Consider the following 21,811-nt stretch of genomic DNA (forward strand, 5'->3'; position numbering starts at 1 on the left):
GACATGACCATCAGCCCAGCATTCCAGAGTTTTGCCAAGCAAGCGCCTGCCCACCACGCAGCCTGGCTACAGGCCGTGGCCGGGCTTGGCACCGCGTCAGCGCTTGACGGCAAAACCCAGAGTCTCGTCTATATTGGCATGCTGGCAGCCGCGCGGCTGGAGAGCGGCCTTGCCTTTCACGTTCAGGAAGCCAAGGTGCATGGCGCCTCGCGAGACGAGATTATCAGCGCCGTTCTTGCCGGCCTCCCGGCCGTCGGAAACTGCGTCGTGCAAGCCCTGCCCATCGCGCTTGACGCCTTCGACCACAACTGACGTAAGGGCAGTCAAAACCGTCTTTTCGGACGTTCGAAAAAAAGCGCGAGTCGGTTCAAAGGGTTAAAAATCTTTTAACTTTCAGCTCTGGACAAGGCGAATCAGCTTTGATTCATTAGGCGCAGATTCGAGCAGCGGCGCTTCGAATTTACACGAGGGACATCAAGGCGGGACAATGACGAACGTGCGGCGGGCGACTGCGGGCGATGAGCGACCGTATGCCAGATTTGCTGAAATGGCGGCGTTGGTTCACAGAACGGCGGAGAGCTTCTCCTCAGCCGGAAATCTGCTCGCAAGGTTGTGGCAGGTCCGCAGGCTTGAGACACTGCTCAAGCGTCTCATCCCCATTCTCATTCTGGCATTTCTGGTCGTCATCGCAGCATCGCGCATGTTCGGCATTACCGCGGAATATGGCCGCATGGAGAATGCCGCCCGGCAGACGACGGCGCTTTCCGCGCTGACCGCGCGTGCAGCCCTTTCCGGCGTTGAGACCCTGGCAGCCACGCAGGACCGGGCAGCCGTAGAGCGCCGCCTCAATCAATCCTTTCCCGCCGGCAGCATGGATGACGACACCGTGGTGTTGGTGGCCGGCATAAATGGCCGCGTCTTCGGTGGCGTCGGCCTGCATGCCGCATCCTATGTCGGCACGTCGCTGACTGCCCTCCTTCCTGAAATCGCGATCGTTCGCAGATTCCCCGGTGCGCCAGGAACGATCGAGACGAATATTGACAACACCCCGCATTACGCCACGATGCTGCCGCTTGGTTCCGATGGCGGCATGATCATCACGGCGCGGTCTTTGGAGCCGATGCGCGCGTTCTGGCGCAGCGAAGTGGCGATGAATGTCACACTCTTCGCCGGCATCTCCTCCATCCTGCTCGTCATTCTCTATGCCTACTACATGCAGGTGAAGCGGGCGCGCACCGCCGACGAAGTCTTTGTTGAATCCAACCTTCGCGTCGAGACGGCCCTGTCTCGCGGCCGTTGCGGCCTGTGGGACTTCGATCTTTCCACGCGCCGCATGTTCTGGTCCACCTCGCTTTACGAAATCCTCGGTCTTCCGCCGCGTACCGAACCGCTCTCCTTCAGCGATGCGGCGCGCATGATGCATTCCGAAGACGGAAACCTCTATGAGTTGGCACGCTCGGTCGGCTGCGGTGATCTGCGCCAGATCGATCAGATTTTCCGCATGCGCCACACCCATGGTCATTATGTCTGGCTGCGCGCCCGTGCGCAGGTGATCCACACGGCAAACGGCCCGCGCGTCATCGGCATCGCCATGGACGTGACCGAGCAGCACCGTTTGGCACAGCGTTATGCCGAGGCCGATCAGCGCCTTGCCGACGCCATCGAATGCACGTCCGAAGCCTTTGTCCTGTGGGACAAGAACGACCGCCTCGTGATGTGCAACACGCACTTCCAGCAGGCCTATGGTCTTCCCGACAGCGCACTTGTGCCCGGCACGGAACGCTCCGTCGTCTATAGTGCTGCAGCCCGCCCGATCGTCGAGCGCCGCGTGGCGGACTCCGATCAGTCGGGATTGTCGCGCACCACGGAAGTGCAGCTTGCGGATGAGCGCTGGCTGCAGATCACCGAACGCCGCACCCGCGACGGCGGTCTCGTCTCCGTCGGTACGGACATTACGCTTCTGAAGCGCCATCAGGATCGCCTGCGCGAATCCGAGCGCCGCCTGATGGCAACGATCGGCGATCTCTCCGCCTCCCGCCACAAGCTCGAGCGGCAGAAGACCGAGCTTTCGGACGCGAACGCGCTCTATCAGGCGGAAAAGGAACGCGCGGAAGCCGCCAACAAGGCGAAGTCCGAATTCCTCGCCAATATGAGCCATGAGCTGCGCACCCCGCTCAACGCCATTCTCGGCTTTTCCGAAATTCTCGTCGCCGAAATGTTCGGCCCGGTCGGCTCGCCGAAATACAGCGAATATGCCCGCGACATCCATGATAGCGGCCAACATCTACTGAACGTCATCAATGACATTCTCGACATGTCGAAGATCGAAGCAGGCCATATGCGCATCAACCGCGAGAAGGTCGATCTTGCGCCCTTGGTGGAAGAGACACTGCGCCTGACTGCCATTCAGGCAGCGCAGAAGAACATCACCATCCAGCAGCGGCTATGCAGGAATATGTATATGAGCGGCGACCGCCGTGCCATGAAGCAAATCATGCTCAACCTGCTGTCCAACGCCGTCAAGTTCACCGACGAGGGTGGCCGCGTCGAGCTTCGCACCCATGTGCACGAGAACGGCTTGATGATGACGATTGCCGATACCGGCATCGGTATTCCGACAGCAGCCATCAACAAGATCGGTCAGCCATTCGAGCAGGTGCAGAGCCAGTATGCCAAGAGCAAAGGCGGCTCGGGCCTTGGTCTTGCCATTTCCCGCTCGCTGGTCAGGCTCCACGGCGGCAAGATGAAGATCCGCTCCTGCGAGGGGAAGGGAACGGTGGTCACCATCCTCATCCCGCATGTGCATGTTGCCAAGGATATGCCCTATCTCGCCTATCAGGCGAGAAACAAGCTGGAGCTCCTGCGCTCGCACAAGCTGAACTGACGGCTTTCGCTTGACCCGTTTGGGATCGCAAAGCCGCCGAACGGCTTAGCGCGACCGCAAAGTGATCCTGGTCAGTTCGGAGGGAATGCCGAGCCGCAGCGCAAAGCCTGGCCAGAGCGCCGTGCCGTTGTTGACGTAAAGCTTCATGCCCCCGACATCGTAGAAACCGGAGACGAAGCCGTTATTGGGCCGTGCCACCATGCGATCGAGCCCAACGACCATGCCCCCATGCGTATGGCCGGAAAGCTGGACCGCGACACCCAGTGCTGCATTGGCTGCCGCCTGACCGGGCTGGTGATCCAGCAGGATCACAGGTGCACCGGCAGGCGCGCCTCTGAGCGCCGCCGCCGTGTCATGCGCGGGAAACGCCGTTCTCGTGGATGAAAGATCGGTGACGCCTGCGATTACAAGCTTGGCGTTGCCGCGCTCGATGACAGCGTTGCTGTTGGCAAGTGTCGTCATGTTGAGGCCCTGATAATAGGCCATCCACTCCTTGTAGCCGAAGAAGTATTCGTGGTTTCCGGGAATGGTGTAGACGCCATCGCGAGCCTTCAGCTCTGCCAAGGGCGCTATGTCGCTGCTTCTCGCTTCAACCTTGCCGTCGATGAGGTCACCAGTGATGACGATCAGGTCGGCATTGAGGGCATTGGTCTTTTCGACCACAGCCCGCGTCCAGGAGGCGGGAAAGAGGCGACTGATATGCAGGTCCGTCAACTGCACGATCTGATAGCCATCGAAAGCCGGATCAAGCCCCGGAACAGCGATCTCGATGTCCTTCAGCGGCGGCACACGGATCGCCTGGCTGACGGCAAAGGCGGAGAGAGCCAGAGCAACAGCGGCCATTCCATAGCGGACACCGGCAGGCACCAGCGGGAAGTGCCCCTTGAACAGCATCAAGACCAAAGACACCACATCCAGTGCAATCTGGAAGACGGCAAGCAGCAGCATGAAGCCGAAGAGAAGGTTGAAGCAGATGATCAGCGGTCTTGGAAATTCAGGCGAGAACACCGAACCAGACGAGAGGCGACTGAAGAGGTGATATTGCGAAGCGACGAGAAGCAGCAGCGCTAGGGCGAGCTTCAACGGCCAAACCCAGGGCAGTGGCTGAATGAAGCGCACAGCGACCACGAGCCATGGAATTCCGAAAATAAGGTGAAACATCAAGACGCTTTCGTTTTAGCTTTCGCCATAGGTGGGGATGCCGCCTTCATCAATCCAGCCCGGCAAAATCCGTTCCACTGCACAGAGAACGGATTATCTCCTTGCGCCCAATGATCATGCGGTGGCTTCACAAATCCCCTTTTGAGGACACCAATGCCAAGAATGCCTTCCGGACGGCTTTCGACAGGCGCTTTACCTCGCCCTCCAGCGTCGCAATATCGGGGCAGTCCCCTGCTCTGCAAACGAGATCGATCAAGCCTGCAGGCGCCTGTTTCGGATCGAAATCCGTATCGATGCACAGCCTTATGATCTGCGACAGTTCGGTGAAGAGCCGCATTGCTTCGATGCAATCGTCATGTGTCTGGGGCTCCATCGCCTCTGAGGCCATGCGTTTGAGCGCATCGGACGTGCTCTCTCCCGGCTCATGCAGAGGCAGACCCTTTGCCGGCGCGACAAGTGTCAGATATTGCGCAATGAATTCCAGATCGACCAGTCCGCCGGGGATGAGCTTGAAATCCCAGAGGCTTTCGGCAGGCTTTTCCTTGTCGATCAGCTGGCGCATCTCGCGAACGTCGGCGGCGACCTTGGCGACGTCTCGCTTTTGCGACAGGACCGAGGCAATGATCCGATCGGCATCTGCAATCAAGGTTGCCTCACCGCAGATCAGTCGGGCTCTGGAGAGTGCGAGATGCTCCCACGTCCAGGCTTCTTCGCGCTGGTATTTTTCGAAGGTCGAGATGCGGGTCGCCACCGGTCCTTTGTTGCCGGATGGTCTGAGGCGCATGTCAACCTCATAGAGCACGCCTTCGGCCGTTGGGGCGGAAAGAGCCGCGATCAATCGCTGGGTGACACGGGTGAAGTAGCGAACCGCATCGAGCGGCTTGGCGCCGTCGGATTCGGCAGCCTCGTCGTCGTAATCATAAAGCAGAATGAGATCGACGTCGGAGCCGGCGGTCAGCTCGAAGGAGCCGAGCTTACCCATGCCGATGACGGCGACGCGCCCGCCCGGATAGGCGCCATGCGTCGTCGCCATTTCGACCAGGACGGCATTCAAAGCCGCTTCGATCACGAGATCGGCAAGGTGAGTGAAGGCGCGGCCCGCCACCTCGCCGGTAATCGCACCGGTCAAGAGCCGAACGCCGATCAGGAAGCGCTGCTCGGCAGCAAAAATGCGCAGCCGGTCGAGAATGTCCTCGTAATGCCGCGCAGGCGAGAGGAAGCCCTTCATGCGCTGGGAAAGATAATCACGTGTCGGGATCTCGGTCATCAGCGCCGGGTCGAGCATGCCGTCGAAGACATGCGGTCGTGCCGCGATGATTTCGGCAAGTCTCGGGGCGGACGACATGATCGTGACCAGCAGCGACAGGAGCGCCGGATTGTTACCGAGGAGGGAGAAGAGCTGGATGCCCGCCGGCAGCCCGGAAAGGAAGTTGTCGAAGCGGAGCAGCGCCTCGTCGGCGCGTTTGCTCTCGCCGAAGGCCTTCAGCAGGTCCGGCGTCAACTCGGTCAGCCTTTCGCGCGCCTCGACCGATTGTGTCGCGCGGTAGCGGCCATTGTGCCAGGTGCGGATCACCCGTGACATGTCTTCAGGACGTTCAAAGCCGAGCCGCTCCAGCGTCTTCAATGTGTCGGGGTCATCCTTTTGACCGGTGAAGACAAGGTTGCCGCTCTCGCCAGACAGCTTCGTTTCCTGCTCGAACAGAGCGGAATATTGGCGCTCTACCAGCCGCAGCACGTCCTCCAGTTTTTCGGAGAATGCTTTGGTGTCGGCAAAGCCGAGCATGAAAGCGATACGCTTCAATTCGGTTTCCGTATCCGGCAGGATATGCGTCTGCTCGTCGCGAACCATCTGGATGCGATGCTCGACCTCGCGCAGGAACCAATAGGCTTCGGTCAGACTGTCACGCGTCTCCGCATCGATCCATTTGGCATCCGTCAGCGCCGCAAGCGCTTCTTCGGTCGAGCGGACACGCAAGGGTGCCATACGCCCGCCTGCGATCAATTGCTGCGTCTGGGCGAAGAATTCGATCTCACGAATGCCGCCGCGTCCAAGCTTGACGTTATGTCCCTTTACCGCGATCGCCCCGTGGCCCTTATGCGCATGAATTTGTCGCTTGATGGAATGGATATCGGCAATTGCAGCGTAATCGAGATATTTGCGGAAGACGAAGGGCGTCAGTTCCCGCAGGAAGCCCGCGCCCGCCTTGATGTCACCTGCCACAGGTCGCGCCTTGATATAGGCCGCCCGCTCCCAGTTCTGCCCCCTGCCCTCATAGTAAAGCAGCGCCGCATCGACCGGTATGGCAAGCGGTGTGGAGCCAGGGTCGGGGCGAAGACGAAGGTCGGTTCGAAACACATAGCCGTCGGCGGTACGCTCCTGCATGATCCGGATCAGCCGCCGCATCATCCGCCCAAAGATCTCGAGCGCATCTAGCGGATCGGGCACGATGCCAGCCATGGGTTCGAAGAACACGACAGCATCGATATCGGAGGAATAATTGAGCTCGCGCGCGCCGAGCTTGCCCATGCCGAGCACGATGAGACCCGAGCCTTCGCTCGGTGCCTGCGGATCTTTGAGCGTAAGCCTGCCGCTATTATGGTTGGCGAGAAGCAGATGATCGATTGCGGCCGACAGCGCTGCGTCGGCCATGTCGCTCAGCCATCGTGTCGTATCGCGGGCGGTAAAGATGCGGCCGAGATCGGCCAAGGCTGCGACGAAGGACAGGCGGCGTTTGGCGACGCGTAGCGTCGTCATCACCTCCGCCTCCGTCGGAATGGCGCCATCCTCACCCGGTCGCCAGCAATTGCGGGCCTGTTCGACCAGTCTGCCGAGCGATGTCTCGACCGGCTCAGAAACAGCGAGCGTCAGCAGCCCCTCGTCGGCGTTAGCTGCGTCGCGAAGATAGGGAGACAAGGTGAAGGCGTTGGCAACGAAATCCTTGAGCGGGCTGTCGCCCGCCATCATTTCGGCGATTCCGGGTTCGCGCTTGGCAATGTCTTTCAGAGACGAGAGAACGGATTTCAGTTCGGTTTGGGTGAGTGCACGGATCGTTCCTGGTTGCACTTCATCAAGCCTTGTTGCTGCGGATACCGCACCTGTCATGGTCTCTCCTCCTGCATGTCACCCTGTTGGACGGGCTTTTTCTCTCCCTGCATCGCTGTGCGTGCCACAGGCTTCAGGGAAAGAGACATAACCTTACGGCTTGGACGCCGGAAAGACCATGGACACGGTGAGACCAGGCGACGCTGGATTGCCCGGATCGGTATCCGAGAGACGCAGTTCACCGCTATGAAGCTCCATCACCGCCTCCACCAGCGAGAGACCGAGGCCCGTTCCGGGCTTGGAGCGGCTCTCATCCAGTCGTACGAAGCGTTTGATCACCTCGGCGCGCTTTTCAGCTGGAACGCCTGGGCCGGTATCGGCAACCGAAAGGATGACGCCTTCTTCGCTTCGACCAAGCTTTACGACGAGCCGCTTTTCACCGTCATGCCCAGCCGAATATTTGATGGCGTTGTCGATGAGATTGGTCAGTGCCTGACCGATCAGCTCGCGATTGCCCTGTACGACCAGTCCCGGCTCGATGGCCGCAGTCAGCGTCAACCCTTCCTCATCGGCCACGGGTTCGTAAAGTTCGGCGCTGTCATCCGCAATGGCGGAGATATCCACGTCGGTCATCTCCGCGGCAATCGAGCCGGCCTCGACGCGCGAGATCATCAAAAGCGCATTGAAGGTGCGGATCAATTGGTCGGATTCGGCGATGATGCCTTCGAGCGCCGCGCGCCGCTTGTTGTCGTCGGGATCATCAAGCGCATCAGCCGCCCTGTTGCGCAGTCGCGTCAGCGGTGTCTTCAGGTCATGGGCAATGTTGTCGGAGACCTGACGTAAGCCCTCATTCAGCTTTTCGATGCGGCCGAGCATAGCATTCAGCGAACCGGAAAGCCGATCGAATTCATCGCCGGACCTGCCCTCGGGAAGCCGTTGCGAGAGATCGCCCGCCATGATTTTCTTCGTTGCGGCCGACATGCGATCAAGGCGCTTCAACGCATTTTGCCCGATGGCAAACCAGATGATGAGCGCACCGCCGCCCATGATCGCCAGCGCCACCATGAGCGCGCTGCGCACCAGCAACCGGAACTTCGTGGGCTCGCCCAAATCGCGGCCGACGAGAATGCGCAGGCCATTATCAAGGACGAAGATATTGGCGGTCGCCAGGTGTTTTACGCTGTCGCCGCTTTCGGAGTAGCGCTCATAGGTGAAAGGAAATTCGGTCCAGCCTTCATTGTCAAACACGCCGGGCTGTACCGAGGCGACGTTACCGCCGAGGATTTCACCATTGGGTCCGGCGATGACGTAAAGGCTTGCACCCGGCTGGCGGGCGCGTCGTTCCATCATCCGCAAAAGCGGATTGATCCCGCCACGCTCATAGACACGCTGAACGTCGTTGACCTCCTGCAGCACGGCGTCGCGCGTTTGCTGGTTGAGCAGACGCTCCGAAAGTGCGGTGACGTAGAAGACGAGAAACGCCGCGCAAAGCGCAAACAACAGAATGTAGAGCGCGGAAAGACGGACAGCAGTGGAGCTGAAAAGAAGGCGCAAGCGCGAAGGCATCGTTTAGCCTTCGTCCTTCATCATATAACCAGCACCGCGGATCGTCTTCAGCAAAGGCTTGTCGAAATCCTTTTCGATCTTGGAGCGCAGACGCGAGACGTGAACGTCGATGACATTGGTCTGGGGATCGAAATGATAATCCCAGACATTTTCCAAGAGCATGGTGCGGGTCACCACCTGGCCGGCATTCTTCATCAGATATTCCAGCAGGCGGAACTCACGCGGCTGCAGCAGGATCTCCTTGCCGTTACGGCGCACGTCGTGTGAAAGCCGGTCGAGTTCGAGATCGCCGACGCGATAGATCATGTCCTGCTCGGGCTTGCCCTTGCGGCGACCAAGCACCTCGATCCGGGCAAGAAGCTCGTTGAAGGCATAGGGCTTGGGAAGATAATCGTCGCCACCGGCGCGAAGGCCGGTTACGCGGTCATCCACCTGACCAAGTGCCGAGAGAATGAGCACGGGCGTCTCGACGCCCTTCCTGCGCAATTCTGAAATAACGGAAAGGCCGTCACGACGCGGCAACATGCGGTCAACGACCATAACGTCGTAAACATTTTCGCAGCCCATAAAAAGGCCGCTTTCGCCATCACTGGCGTGGTCGACAACAATACCAGCTTCACGGAATGCCTTCGTCATATAAGCGGCGGCTTCCAAATCATCTTCAATAACAAGTATTTTCATGTGGGGAACATTAACGTCGATATCATCCAGCGCACAACTGGAAAGAGGTTCGCCCGCAGCATTATGCAGATGACTTTCCACGGATTGGCTGATGTGTTCTGCCATGATGATGTCTCCTGTCTGCCTGGCCTGCCACCCTCGCAATAAACGGCGTGCCGCTTCGGGTAACTTAGGCCTTGGATGGCCGAGAGCCGGCCACCGGATTGTCGATCGCAAAACACGAGGCCGCCGCAGATATCCTTGGCTTCCTTGCTGTTCTACGGCTTTAAAAAAAAGAGAGGGGCAAAGCGCCCCTCTCGTATCTCCTCCCTATCAACCCTGATCGATGTCGAGGGCGATGAAGCGGCTGCCCTGCTCGGTTTCGATCTGGAACAGGGCCTTGGTGCGGCCGTCCTTCTTGGCCTGATTGATCACCTTCTCGACATCGGCAGCGGATGCGACCTGCTGATTGTTCACCGAGGTGATCTTTTCGCCCGTCTTGAGCCCGCGGGTTGCGGCGTCGGAGTCCGGATCGACATCAGTGATGGCAAGACCCTTGCCATCTTCAGCAGGAGCAACCGTCAGGCCGAGGCTCGAAAGAGCCTTCTCGCTGGAGGACTGACCGCCGCGATCATTGTCGTTTTGACCCTGCGCACCTGCGGACGCGTCATCATTTGCCAAATCACCCAAGGTGACACTGACCGACTGCGACTTGCCATCGCGCCAAAGCGACAGTTCGACCTTGGTGTTGGGCGCCAGCGCGCCAATGCGACGGGACAGTTCGCGTGCATCCTTGATCGGATCGCCGTTGACCGCGGTGATAATATCACCCTGCTTGATGCCGGCCTTGTCACCGGGAGAACCCGGCTGCGGAGCCACGACGAGCGCACCCTTGGCTTCGGAGAGGCCGAGCGATTCAGCAATATCCTTGCTGACGGGCTGGATCTGCACGCCAAGCCAGCCGCGCTCGACCTTACCGTCCTGCATCAGATCCTGAACGACATCCTTGGCAACGGATGCGGGGATCGCGAACGCGATACCGACATTGCCGCCGGAAGGCGAGAAGATCGCGGTGTTGATGCCGACGACTTCCCCATTGAGGTTGAAGGCGGGGCCACCGGAGTTACCGCGGTTCACGGCCGCATCGATCTGCAGATAGTCGTCATAAGGACCGGAGCCGATATCACGGCCGCGGGCAGACACGATACCGGAGGTGACCGTGCCGCCAAGACCGAAGGGGTTACCGACAGCGACGACCCAGTCACCGACGCGGATTTTGCTGTCATCGGCAAATTGCACGTAGGTGAACTTGCGGTTCACATCGACCTTCAGCACAGCCAGGTCGGTGCGCCGATCGCGGCCGATAAGCTTGGCGTCGTATTCGGTGCCGTCGTTGAGCACCACTGTGTAGGCGGAGCCGTCATCGACGACGTGGTTGTTGGTGACGATGTAACCGTCTTCCGAGATGAAGAAGCCGGAGCCCTGAGCGACGGGGCGCAGCGGGCCTTTACCTTCGCGGTGGCGATTGGGGCCACGCTTGTCTTCGTTTGCGCCGGGGCCACCGAATTCCTTGAAAAAGCGCTTCAGCGGATGGTCGTCAGGAAGCTGATCCAGACCGCGACCGCCGAAGGAAAAACCGCTGCTGTCGTCAGAAACCGGCTCGACATTGGATTTGACGCGGACCGAAACGACTGCGGGAGAAACGGCATCAACGACGCTGGCAAAGCTCGGTACCTGGGGTGCATTCACCTCGACAGGTGCTGCAAAGGAACGGGCGATTGGGCCAGCGACGCCGGTGGTCAGCATCAGCGCGGCAAGACCGCCGACGGCCGAAGACTTCAGAACTGTCTTCAACGAAGAGCGTCCGTTTTGCATTTGAGACATTTGATTTCCTTCTTTCTTCATCTGACTGGAGCCTCCGAGGAGGATCGGAGCAGCGGTGGATGACAAAAGATATAGGAACTCCCACCTTACAGCGAAGTGTCTGCCTTATGAAAAATTAGTAATATTGCCGCATTGAACGATATGGCGGCGCAAACCTCAGCGTTCCAGCAAGTCGCGGATCCTGGCTTCTTCATCCGCCGTCAATTTCTGGCCTTCCGAGAGCGCGGCACGGCGACGGGAAAAGACGAACACCGCCACTCCGCCGATCACAAGAAGACCGATCGGCGCCCCCCATAGAGCCAGAGTCCTTGCGCTGAAGCGCGGTTTCAACAGCACGAACTCGCCATAGCGCGAGACGACATAGTTGATCACCGCATCGTCGCTGTCGCCCTTGACCAAACGATCGCGCACCAGAAGACGCAGATCGCGGGCAAGCTCCGCATTGCTGTCATCGATCGACTGGTTCTGGCACACCATGCAACGCAATTGGGCCGTAAGGTTGCGCGCGCGTGCTTCGAGCGCAGGATCGGCAAGGACCTCGTCCGGGTTGAAAGCGAAGGCGGGAAAGGCGCTGAGCGCCAGAATGATGAGCAGCGATAATCTTGCGAGCATCGCTCTCATTCCGCCGGCTCCAGGCTTGCAGCTTTCGCAGGCTTTGACTTGCGGCTTGGCGCGCCCACACGCAGGCGGCGGTCGGAGAGCGAGATAAAGCCGCCCAGCATCATGAACAGCGTACCGCCCCAGATGCAGAGGATGAAGGGTTTCCACCAGATGCGCACGACGATACCGCCATCCTGCATCGGATCGCCGAGGGACACATAAAGTTGTGAGAGACCGAAGGTCATGATGCCGGCTTCTGTCGTCGGCATGCGGCGCGCGGTATAGAGGCGCTTTGAGGACCAGACATCGCCCACCTCCACGCCCGCCTTGCGGGCGGTGAAGTGGCCGCGATCTTCGGTGTAATTCGGGCCGACGTAATGACGGATGCCATCAAAGGTCAGGCTATAGCCGCCCGCCTCGACCACCATGCCCTGCTTCATCTCGACCACGGTTTCCGTCTCGAATGTGGTGACGGTGACGATGCCAAGTACCGTGATGCCGAGGCCGATATGCGCAAGCGCCGTGCCGAACGCCGAACGAGGCAGACCTTTCAGGCGGCGAAACGCAACGCCAAGCGTCAACTTGCCGAAATTGGCACGGTACCAGAGATCGGCAAGCGCGCCGAAGATCAGCCAGAAGCCTGCAGCTATGCCAAGCGCTGCCAATACCGGTCCGCCATTTTGGATGTACCAGAGCGCCAGTCCTGCGAGAGCCGCAAGAGCCGCGGCCACGTAGAGCCGCTGGAAGGCCCCTAGCAGATCGCCACGCTTCCAGGCAAGCATCGGCCCGAAGGGAGTGACGATCAGGATCGGGATCATCAACAGGCCGAAGGTGATGTTGAAGAAGGGCGCGCCGACAGAGATCTTTTCACCGGTCAGGGTTTCAAGAACCAGCGGATAGAGCGTGCCGATCAACACCGTGGCGGTGGACACCGTCAGGATCAGGTTGTTGAGAACCAATGCGCCCTCACGCGAAATCGGCGCAAACAGACCGCCTGCCTTCAGCGTCGGGGCGCGCCAGGCAAAAAGCGAAAAGGCGCCGCCGATGAAGATCATCAGGATGCAGAGAATGAAGATACCGCGGCTCGGATCGGTGGCAAAGGCGTGGACCGAGGTCAGCACGCCGGAGCGGACGAGGAAGGTGCCGAGCAAGGACAGCGAAAAGGTCATGATCGCCAAAAGCACGGTCCAGATCTTCAGTGCCTCGCGCTTCTCCATGACGAGCGCCGAATGCAAAAGTGCCGTTCCTGCAAGCCAGGGCATGAAGGAGGCATTTTCGACCGGGTCCCAGAACCACCAGCCTCCCCAGCCGAGTTCGTAATAGGCCCAGTAGGAGCCCATGGAGATGCCCGCCGTCAGGAAGGTCCAGGCAGCCAGTGTCCATGGACGCACCCAGCGCGCCCAGGCGGCATCAATGCGGCCTTCCATGAGGGCGGCAACGGCGAAGGAAAAACAGACGGAAAAGCCGACATAGCCGAGGTAAAGCAGCGGCGGATGAATGGCGAGACCGAAATCCTGGAGGATGGGGTTCAGATCCTGTCCCTCAGCCGGCACAGGGTCGAGCCGCAGAAACGGATTGGAGGTCAACAGAATGAACAGCAGGAAGGCCGTGCTGATCCAGGCCTGGACCGAGAGCACATTGGCTTTCAACGTATCGGGCAGATTGCGGCCATAGACGGAAACCAGCGCACTGAAAAACACCAGGATCAGCAGCCACAGAAGCATAGAGCCTTCATGGTTGCCCCAGACACCGGTCAGTTTGTAGATCATCGGCATCAAAGAATGCGAGTTCTCGAAGACGTTCTTCAACGAGAAGTCGGACACCGCATAGGCGTGCGTCAACGCACCGAAGCTGAGACCAACCAGGAGAAACATCAGAAGAGAGCCGGTGGACGCGACATCCATCAGCCCGCGATCGTGACGACGAACGCCGATAACCGGCAGGATGGAGACGACCACGGAAACCGCGAGCGCAAGGATGAGACAGTAGTGACCGATTTCACTGATCATTTGGTCGCCCCGGTCTTGTTGCCATCTTGCGTCTGCTGCCAAAGCCCCTTGTCTTTCAGCCGGTCGGCCACTTCCTTCGGCATGTAGTTCTCGTCATGCTTGGCAAGCACACTGTCTGCCATGAAGGCATGGGTTGCGGCATCGAAGACACCTTCCGTCACCACGCCTTGTCCCTCGCGAAACAGATCCGGCAGGATGCCGGTGTAGCTGACTGGAACGCTTCCAGAGCCGTCCGTCACGGTGAAGCTGACGGTGCGGCCTTCCCCACGCTTGACCGATCCTTCGGCTACCAGGCCGCCGAGGCGGATGCGCGTTCCTGGCGCAACGGAGGTCTTTTCGAGATCAACCGGCATATAGAAGTAAGCGATGGACTGGCCGAAGGCGAACATCACCAGAAAGACAGCCAGCATGATGAAACTCACGCCACCGCCGATGATCGCCAATCGCTTCTGTTTGCGCGTCATTGCGTCACTCCGTCGGCGGAAATTCCAAGTTGCTGCGCCAGGGCGAGCAGTTTCTTGCCCTGCTCGCCGTCCGGCGGAAAGGCCTTCAGCCCGTTTTGCAGTGCTTCCTTCGCCTTACCGTCATTGTTCAGCATGGCATAGGAGCGCACGAGCCGCATCCAGCCCTCAAAATTGTCGGGTTGCTCGCGAAGCTTGCCGTCCAGACTTTCGACCATACCGGCAATCATCGCCTGGCGATCCTCTGGGGCCATGGCGTTGGCAGCCTCTATATCCTCAGCCGTCGGATTGCCGGGTGCTTCGGGTTTTGGCACGGCAGCAAGCGCCGCATCGCCGCCGGTTGCCTCAAGATGTGCCTGAACGAGCGGTATCCAGGGCGCGCCGGCTGGAGAGGCCTTCAAGATCGCCGCGAATGCGTCGCGCGCCTCATCCTTCTTGCCAGCCTGCTCCAGCGCAAGCGCCAGATAGAAGCGCGCTCGCGGATTGCCGGGCCGCAATTTCTCCGCATCAGCGAAGGCGGATTGAGCTTCCTGCGTGACGATGCCCTGATTGGCTGTGACAAGTGTTTCAGCCAATCCGGTCAAGCGCTCGGGACTATCGCCCAGCAAGCGGATGGCGTTTCGGTAGGCCATTTCGGCATCGCCAAAGCGCATCGTCTTGAAGTAGATCGGCGCCAGCACATCCCATCCCGCGCCGTCCGCAGGGTTCTGCGCCAGATGGCGTTCCGCCTTGGCGATCAAAAGGTTCATATCGCTGCCGGGATTTTCCAGACGTGCTTCCAGCGGCATGTCCGGATGATTGGGGCTTCCCATGAACAAGTAAAGACAGAGACCTGTGATCGGTAAAGCCGCCGTTACAAGGCTTGCGATCACACTATGTCGGCGAGCGGTCAAGGCAGTGTCCTGCTCACTCTTTCCCGACGCCGCAGCCAGAAGGCGTCGCCCGATCTCGGCGCGCGCATATTCCGCTTCCGTTTCTCCGATCAGGCCGGATGCACGTTCGCGCTCAAGCTCTGAAAGCTGATCGCGATAGACGGCAACCTCTCCTTCTCCATCGACAATGGCAGATTGCTTGCTGCGCATCAGAGGATGGGTGAGAATAATGGCGACAGCCGCCGTCAATATGGCAACGAGAATCCAGAACATTCCCACTCAACTACTCGAATGCGCGCTGCTTTGAAACAAGCCGCAACGGGATGACACGAATTTGAGGCCATCGGCCGCGCGACGTTCTCTCACAGGAAGACGTACGACTTCCTTGACACAAGTCAAATGGAAGAATTCCATTCCGCCAGGACGATGACCCCGGACCCCGTCGCGAGCGCCGACAGAAAGGCAAGAACCCGAGAGCGCTCGCTATCGAAATGATCCTGCGGGGCAGACGTCAGGTCAGCGGCGTCCAGGTTCCATCCGCGTTGCGGCAGGCCGCCCCGCGCACCTTTGCCTCGCGGCCATTGTCGTTGATGGTGTGGGAATATTGACGGCAATTCTGGTTGCCGACTTGATAGGGCGCGTTGGCGATCACCTCACCATTTGCACTGCCGCTCCAGGTCACGGCCTGTCCGCCGGGCGCGGTCTCGAGCGCGCGATACTCGGCTTCCAGAGCCTTGTTGTAATCGCCGCGGCTCAACTGGATGCCGCTGCGCGACACGATGCCGCCCTGGAGGTTGGCGATATAGGAGACGGAAGACGATCCGCGACCGCTGAAAAGGCCTCCGCCGCTTGCAGGTCCGCGCGTATTGGATGTCGTGCAGGAGCTTAAAACGGAAACGACAATCAGGGACAGAACGGCAGGTCGCGCCAAGCGAGACCCTGTTGCTCTCACACCTGCACTGCACATCGCTTCCATCAAAATACTACTCCTTGCCAACGTCTAATCACTGAGTCCTGCTGAGCAACGCCGCAATGCCGCGCATCAACAGGCACATCGTCATCACTCTTCTGGCTTGAATTAATTGCCTTTTCGCTTGTCTTAAGCAAGCTCTTTCGACAGGCCCGGCAAAAGCAGTGTGGCCTTCAATCCACCGAGTTCGCTGCGCGACAGAGTGAATTTTCCGTGATACTCAGAAACCACTTCGCTGACGATCGACAGTCCAAGACCGGTGCCAGGCCGGCTTTCATCCAGCCGTCGCCCACGCTTCAGCGCCTCGGTGATCTGGTCGGGCTCTAGACCAGGCCCATCATCCTCCACCGTCAATTCGATCCAGGCACGGCGGGTAATATCGGGATCGGAGGACGGATGGCTGCCGGTTGTCATGCGAACGACAATACGCTTGTCCGCAAAGCGGGCGGCATTTTCGAGAAGGTTGCCGACGACCTCCTCCAGATCCTGCTGCTCCATGGCCAGCAGCGTGCCCGGCTGGTGAAGATCAAGTTCGAAGGCCTTGTCGGGGTTGAGGCGGCGCATCACCCGGATAAGGCGCTCCAGCGCCGGTTCGGCTTCGGCACGCGCCAGGATCGAGCCGCGCTGGGCGGCGATGCGGGCCCGCGACAGATAGGACTGGACCTGCGCCTGCATGGCATCCACCTGGGATCGCACCAGATCGCCGTGCTGATTGTCCAGCGTGCGCGCCTCGTTCAACAGTACTGCGATCGGTGTCTTCAGCGAGTGAGCCAAGTTGCCAACCTGCATGCGCGCGCGTTCGACGATGCGGCGGTTGCTTTCAATCAGCGCATTGATCTCATGCGCCAACGGCTGGATTTCGCGTGGGAATTCACCCTCCAGCCGCTCAGCCTCACCGCCGCGAATCTTGCCGAGCGCCACGCGTGCATGGTCGAGCGGACGAAGACTGTAGAGGATGGCGAGGCCATTGACCACGAGACTACCGACGCCGAAGACGGCGAGCGCGAGATAGAGGCTGTTGGAAAAGTCGCGCACATCGTCCTCGACGACGTTCAGGTTGCCGGTCACGCGAAACCGTGCCGCCCTGCCCTCACCATCCAGCACGACTTCGGTCTCGGCCACCTGAATGCGGTTTCCGGCCTGATCGGTCAGCGTGTAATAACGTTCATAGCGGTTGTCGAAGGGCACGTCGAGAATGCTGGGAACGGCAAGCTTGGAGGCGCCAAGTGATGAGGAGACCAGCGGTGCAGTCTGGAAGTTGCCGAGCGGCTCCACGAGCCAGTACCATCCCGTATCCGGCTGGGAGAAACGCAAATCTCCGAGCTGCGGACTGCCGGCCAGCGTGTTCTCATTGGAAATCGTCACCGAATTGATGACGTTGTAGAGCTGGGCACGCAGCAGATCGGTAAAGCTGCGCTCGACACCCTGGCGGTAGAGCGTCGAAATCACCACCGCGATCACCACCAGCGCCAGCACAGACCATGCCGAGGCGAGTAGCAGAACGCGGGCGGTGAGTGAATTACTTCGCATCTTGCGGCGCTTGCATCCGGTAGCCAAGACCACGAATGGTCTCGATGAGGTCAACACCCAGCTTCTTGCGCAAGCGTCCAACGAAAACTTCGATCGTGTTGGAATCGCGGTCGAAATCCTGATCGTACATGTGCTCGACCAGCTCGGTGCGCGAAACGACCTCGCCCATGTGATGCATGAGATAGGAAAGCAGCCGGAACTCGTGCGAGGTCAGCTTCAAGGTCACGCCATTGACGGTTGCCTTGGATGACTTGGTGTCGAGCCTGACAGGACCACAGACGATCTCGGAAGACGCGTGGCCTGCGGCGCGACGGATGAGCGCGCGCACACGCGCAAGCACTTCTTCCACATGGAAGGGCTTTGTCACGTAATCGTCGGCGCCAGCGTCGATACCGGCCACCTTATCGCTCCAGCGATCACGTGCCGTGAGAATCAAGACGGGCATTGACTTGCCGGCAGAGCGCCATTTTTCGACAACGGTAATGCCATCCATCTGCGGCAGGCCAATATCGAGCACGATCGCGTCATAAGGCTCGGTATCGCCGAGGTAGTGACCTTCTTCGCCGTCGAACGCCTGATCGACCACATAACCCGCTTCTTTCAGCGCGTCGGTCAGCTGTCGGTTGAGGTTGGTATCGTCCTCGACCACGAGAATGCGCATCGTCTGCCCCTTTTCAGTCCAACCGGCAGCAGAGCCGGCATTCGATACTTGTCTATCGCAGATGTATGGAGATTTCGATCAAGGTTCAACTACATCGGCACGCGCATCGTGACCTTGCGGGGGCGCTCGCCATTGCCCTGCACCAGAACTGTGACGACGCAGGATTGACCGTCGCCGGACGGGTAGACGGACAGGAGCTGTCCACCGGTTTCGCGAACGACGCGGGAGACGGCGCTGGTGCAGTCGCTCGCAATGCGAACAATCGGCGCCTCGACGGCAACGGCCCGCAAATCAGCCTGCGGCGCGGGGAAGCCGGACATTCCGGCTGCAAGCGTCGCGATGATTAGAGGTGATGCCATTTGCAAAAACTTCCACAAAAAGTCGGATGCACGTCGAAATAGTTTGTTGAGGCAATATTTAGCCCAAAGCGTCTGAATGGCAAATGAATGTGGGCTTTTGCGTCCGTTCAAGCTGGGGATAGCAACCCGACCGAAGCAGCAGCACCATCATCTTTTCAGAGATATGTAACCATTGCTGCGTAGAATGAAGAGAGTTCTTGTTGTGGCAGCCATGAGCCCGCGGCGGCTTTCCTTTGCCATTTCGTTAAGTCTTCTGAATCACTTGCGACCGGGACTTAACAGACTGAATCTCCTCGTTAAGAAACCAGTTGAGCAACCCCAAGCGACCGCGTACTTTCTGAAAAATTCAATTCCTATCAGCCACTTACGGCCTTGGCATTTAGCATTCCCTGCGGTTGACCTCGCCGAAACAGGGCTTATCTGATCGGAGAGGTCACCGCATTATCGGCATCGAAGTCCGCTGCAATTCGCGTATCGCGGAGAGGCCTTACGGTTCTGGTGGATAGATCATAGGCTGGGTCGGCCTTGTAGGCGGCGAGCGCCTCTTGGCTCTCGAACTCGCCGTAAACGATGAAGTCGACCGAGTTGCCCCACTGGTCCTTCTTGACGTTCTCGCCGATCTCGAGCTTCGAAGCGTGGGGAATAGCCGTCAGGCCTGAGAGCCCCTTGCGCACGGCGTCTCGATTGGCTTCAGGAACGGTGAAGAAAACGATGTGGCGGATCATGGGCATGCACCTGTCAATTGAACGTCGCGGCAGAACACTGGAGCAATCGCCTATCATCCTGTCGCAACGGGTTCAATCCAGCTTACAGGGTGGAGGACGACACGCGGCGCCCTTTTCTGAGCCGGCCTGTCAGAAGCGGAGAAGGGCAGCGACTGCCGCTTCTTGCGGAGCGGGTTTGAGCGCTGGCGAAACGGCTCGTGACGACCGGGAATCAGGGTCAGCGGATAATCGGATGGGGTTTCGAAAAGCGACCTTCGACAAGTCGCGGATTTTCCACATGCTGGCAGCGCCAGTTAAATCGATTTGAAAATTTCTTAATCGATTTTAATATCTGCGAACCGATTTAAGAGAAAATTATTGCTTGAATCTGGGAACCTCTCACCCTCTAACTTGGTTTCAGAGCCCGCAAATGGAGCTGCATCAACCCAGTCAGGAGGAATGCCATGACAGCGACAATTCCCCAGAACATTTACGACCGCCTCGAGAGCGAATGGCGGCAGATGCGCGAAGGTGGCAGCCAGCCAAAGCCTTCGCAGTCTCCAAAGAAGTGATCGCCTCTTGCACGCCTTAGGGCGTGCTCCGGCAGATGGAAATAGCCCGCGACATGACGATCGTCTGTCGCGGGCTTTTTGTTGGGCGTGATTCTTTCCACCGTCGCAAAGCTCGTATTAGACTGGCGCTTAGACCGCAAATCACGCGGTCGGCTGGGGCCGGTCTCCCGTGGTGCCCAAGATCCTTGGAGGAACATATCATTGCGGTGGATCAGGCGCTTTTTCGGACCGCTGTCCAGCACCGGCATCGTCTTCGGGACATTGCTGTTTTGTGCGTCGCTGACGCCCTCGCTTCTCCCGCGCAGCTTCGTCATGCAAGGCGTGCTCTGTGGCTTTTCCTTTGCCATCGGGTACCTCATCGGCGTGGTGGTGAAGGAGGTCTACCTCTATTTGGAGCTGCCGCATCTTTCCCGGCATGATCGGCGCGGTGTCCACTTCGTCCTGTCGCTTGCCGCCGCCATCGCTGCGGTCGGCTTCCTGTGGCAGGCGGCCACCTGGCAGAACTCCATCCGTATCTTGATGGAGATGAGCCCGCTCGATAGCAGTCACCCGTTCAGGACAGGCGCGATCGCAATCGCCGTTGCAGCAATCCTGATTGGTTTCGGGCGCCTCTTCCAACTCGTTCGTCGCCTGTTGGCCTTGCGCAGTCGTCGCTTCCTGCCTCGCCGGCTGGCGAATGTCGTGAGTGCCGTTGCGGCGATCGCGCTTGCTTGGATGGCACTGAACGGGCTGATCTTCGACATCGGCCTGCGATTTGCTGACAGTTCGCTGAAACAGGTAGATAGTCTGATCGAGCCGGACGTTCCGCAACCGACGGACCAATTGAAGACAGGCAGCGACACCTCCCTGATGACGTGGCAATCGCTCGGCCGGCGCGGACGGGAATTTGTGGCGACGGGCCCTACAGCGCAGCGGATTTCGAGCTTCACCGGCAAAGCCGCGCTTGAGCCGATCCGTGTCTATGCCGGGCTCAATTCCGCGGATACGCCGGCTGCGCGGGCGAAACTTGCGCTTGAAGAGTTGAAACGCACAGGCGGCTTCGAGCGCCACGCCCTGCTCGTCGTCGTGCCTACCGGCACAGGCTGGATCGATCCCGAGGCCATGGATACCGTCGAGTATCTGCACAATGGCGATATCGCCAGCGTTTCGGTGCAGTATTCCTATCTCTCCAGTTGGATCGCTCTTCTGACCGAACCGGATTACGGGGTCGAAACGGCACGCGCGCTGTTCGAGGAAATCTACGGCTACTGGACGACGTTGCCGAAAGAGACGAGGCCGAAGCTCTACCTTCATGGGCTTAGCCTCGGCGCGCTGAACAGCCAGAAGTCGTCCGACCTCTTCGACGTGCTTGCCGATCCGTTTCAAGGCGCGTTGTGGAGCGGGCCGCCATTCGCAAGCGCCACGTGGCGGATGGCGACCAACGGGCGGGTGCCCGGCACGCCGGAATGGCTGCCGAAGTTTCGCGATTCGTCCGTCATCCGATTTGCAGACCAGTATCAAACAGCGACGATGCCGAACGTTGCCTGGGGGCCGATGCGGATCGTCTATCTGCAATATGCAAGCGACCCGATCACCTTCTTCCAGACCTCATCGGTTTATCGGCGACCCGAATGGATGAACCAGCCCCGTGGCCGTGATGTCTCCTCCTCGTTCCGCTGGTTCCCGCTCGTCACCTTTTTGCAATTGACCCTGGACGTGGCTGCCGCAACCACCGCGCCCATGGGCTACGGCCATGTCTACGCTCCCGAACACTACATCGATGCATGGATGGAGGTGACAGCACCGGAAGGCTGGAGCGCGGACGATCTTCAACGATTGAAGGTGTTCTTCAAGGCCCGCCGCGGAAGCCTCGACGAGGCATAAGACCTTGGAGAA

The 21,811-nt window shown here is 59.4% G+C and carries 17 protein-coding genes; 3 read left to right on the plus strand and 14 right to left on the minus strand.

The annotated features are described in order from the left end of the window. Positions 1–3 precede the first annotated feature (3 nt). Positions 4–312 (plus strand): carboxymuconolactone decarboxylase family protein, encoded by a 309-nt coding sequence (locus tag ACTJK5_RS07810; RefSeq protein WP_113262059.1) that lies wholly within the window; start codon positions 4–6, stop codon positions 310–312. Positions 313–487: 175 nt separating this feature from the next. Next, positions 488–2,884, plus strand: coding sequence for a PAS domain-containing sensor histidine kinase (locus ACTJK5_RS07815; RefSeq protein WP_082546418.1), 2,397 nt, complete (start codon positions 488–490; stop codon positions 2,882–2,884). A 45-nt stretch (positions 2,885–2,929) separates the two neighbouring features. On the opposite strand, the gene ACTJK5_RS07820 is transcribed toward ACTJK5_RS07815, so the two are convergent. From ACTJK5_RS07820 to ACTJK5_RS07885, 14 genes are all read right to left on the minus strand, one after another. Then, entirely contained in the window at positions 2,930–4,045 is a 1,116-nt protein-coding gene (locus ACTJK5_RS07820; RefSeq protein ID WP_113262060.1) for a metallophosphoesterase, read from the minus strand. A 127-nt stretch (positions 4,046–4,172) separates the two neighbouring features. Next, the gene (locus tag ACTJK5_RS07825) at positions 4,173–7,148 is read right to left on the minus strand and encodes a bifunctional [glutamine synthetase] adenylyltransferase/[glutamine synthetase]-adenylyl-L-tyrosine phosphorylase (protein ID WP_113262061.1); all 2,976 of its coding nucleotides are present in this window, start codon (positions 7,146–7,148) and stop codon (positions 4,173–4,175) included. A gap of 93 nt (positions 7,149–7,241) precedes the next feature. Next, a complete protein-coding gene (locus ACTJK5_RS07830) occupies positions 7,242–8,654 on the minus strand; it encodes a sensor histidine kinase (RefSeq protein ID WP_440612121.1) in 1,413 nt (470 codons plus the stop codon). A gap of 3 nt (positions 8,655–8,657) precedes the next feature. Further along, positions 8,658–9,440 (minus strand): response regulator transcription factor, encoded by a 783-nt coding sequence (locus ACTJK5_RS07835; protein ID WP_113179366.1) that lies wholly within the window; start codon positions 9,438–9,440, stop codon positions 8,658–8,660. Positions 9,441–9,647: 207 nt separating this feature from the next. Continuing rightward, the gene (locus ACTJK5_RS07840) at positions 9,648–11,198 is read right to left on the minus strand and encodes a Do family serine endopeptidase (protein ID WP_440612122.1); all 1,551 of its coding nucleotides are present in this window, start codon (positions 11,196–11,198) and stop codon (positions 9,648–9,650) included. 156 nt (positions 11,199–11,354) lie between these two features. Continuing rightward, positions 11,355–11,819, minus strand: coding sequence for a cytochrome c-type biogenesis protein (locus ACTJK5_RS07845; RefSeq protein WP_113179365.1), 465 nt, complete (start codon positions 11,817–11,819; stop codon positions 11,355–11,357). Then, positions 11,816–13,807: a heme lyase CcmF/NrfE family subunit gene (locus ACTJK5_RS07850; RefSeq protein ID WP_144621028.1), complete on the minus strand. Its 1,992-nt coding sequence runs from the start codon at positions 13,805–13,807 to the stop codon at positions 11,816–11,818. The genes ACTJK5_RS07845 and ACTJK5_RS07850 overlap by 4 nt, the downstream gene beginning before the upstream one ends. Next, positions 13,804–14,271, minus strand: coding sequence for a cytochrome c maturation protein CcmE (gene ccmE, locus ACTJK5_RS07855; RefSeq protein ID WP_062425737.1), 468 nt, complete (start codon positions 14,269–14,271; stop codon positions 13,804–13,806). Before ccmE ends, ACTJK5_RS07850 begins: the two co-directional genes overlap by 4 nt. Then, positions 14,268–15,413 carry a c-type cytochrome biogenesis protein CcmI gene (gene ccmI, locus ACTJK5_RS07860; RefSeq protein WP_144621029.1) on the minus strand — a complete coding sequence of 382 codons (1,146 nt, stop codon included), beginning with the start codon at positions 15,411–15,413 and terminating at the stop codon, positions 14,268–14,270. The genes ccmE and ccmI overlap by 4 nt, the downstream gene beginning before the upstream one ends. Before the next feature lie 238 nt (positions 15,414–15,651). Further along, entirely contained in the window at positions 15,652–16,107 is a 456-nt protein-coding gene (locus tag ACTJK5_RS07865) for a hypothetical protein (RefSeq protein ID WP_111847992.1), read from the minus strand. Between the two features lie 132 nt (positions 16,108–16,239). Next, positions 16,240–17,640 (minus strand): ATP-binding protein, encoded by a 1,401-nt coding sequence (locus ACTJK5_RS07870; protein WP_062598319.1) that lies wholly within the window; start codon positions 17,638–17,640, stop codon positions 16,240–16,242. Continuing rightward, a complete protein-coding gene (locus tag ACTJK5_RS07875) occupies positions 17,630–18,301 on the minus strand; it encodes a response regulator transcription factor (protein ID WP_062425741.1) in 672 nt (223 codons plus the stop codon). Before ACTJK5_RS07875 ends, ACTJK5_RS07870 begins: the two co-directional genes overlap by 11 nt. 89 nt (positions 18,302–18,390) lie before the next feature. Beyond that, on the minus strand, positions 18,391–18,660 hold the full coding sequence (locus ACTJK5_RS07880) for a hypothetical protein (RefSeq protein ID WP_144621030.1): 270 nt from the start codon (positions 18,658–18,660) through the stop codon (positions 18,391–18,393). Positions 18,661–19,076: 416 nt separating this feature from the next. After that, on the minus strand, positions 19,077–19,385 hold the full coding sequence (locus ACTJK5_RS07885; protein WP_144621031.1) for a Dabb family protein: 309 nt from the start codon (positions 19,383–19,385) through the stop codon (positions 19,077–19,079). Positions 19,386–20,131: 746 nt separating this feature from the next. Between ACTJK5_RS07885 and ACTJK5_RS07890 the strand changes: the two genes are divergently transcribed. Further along, a complete protein-coding gene (locus ACTJK5_RS07890) occupies positions 20,132–21,799 on the plus strand; it encodes an alpha/beta-hydrolase family protein (protein WP_144621168.1) in 1,668 nt (555 codons plus the stop codon). Positions 21,800–21,811: the final 12 nt, after the last annotated feature.

Origin of the sequence: Agrobacterium sp. 22094 (genome assembly GCF_052046015.1) — a bacterium.
Classification (GTDB): Bacteria; Pseudomonadota; Alphaproteobacteria; order Rhizobiales; family Rhizobiaceae; genus Agrobacterium; species Agrobacterium cavarae.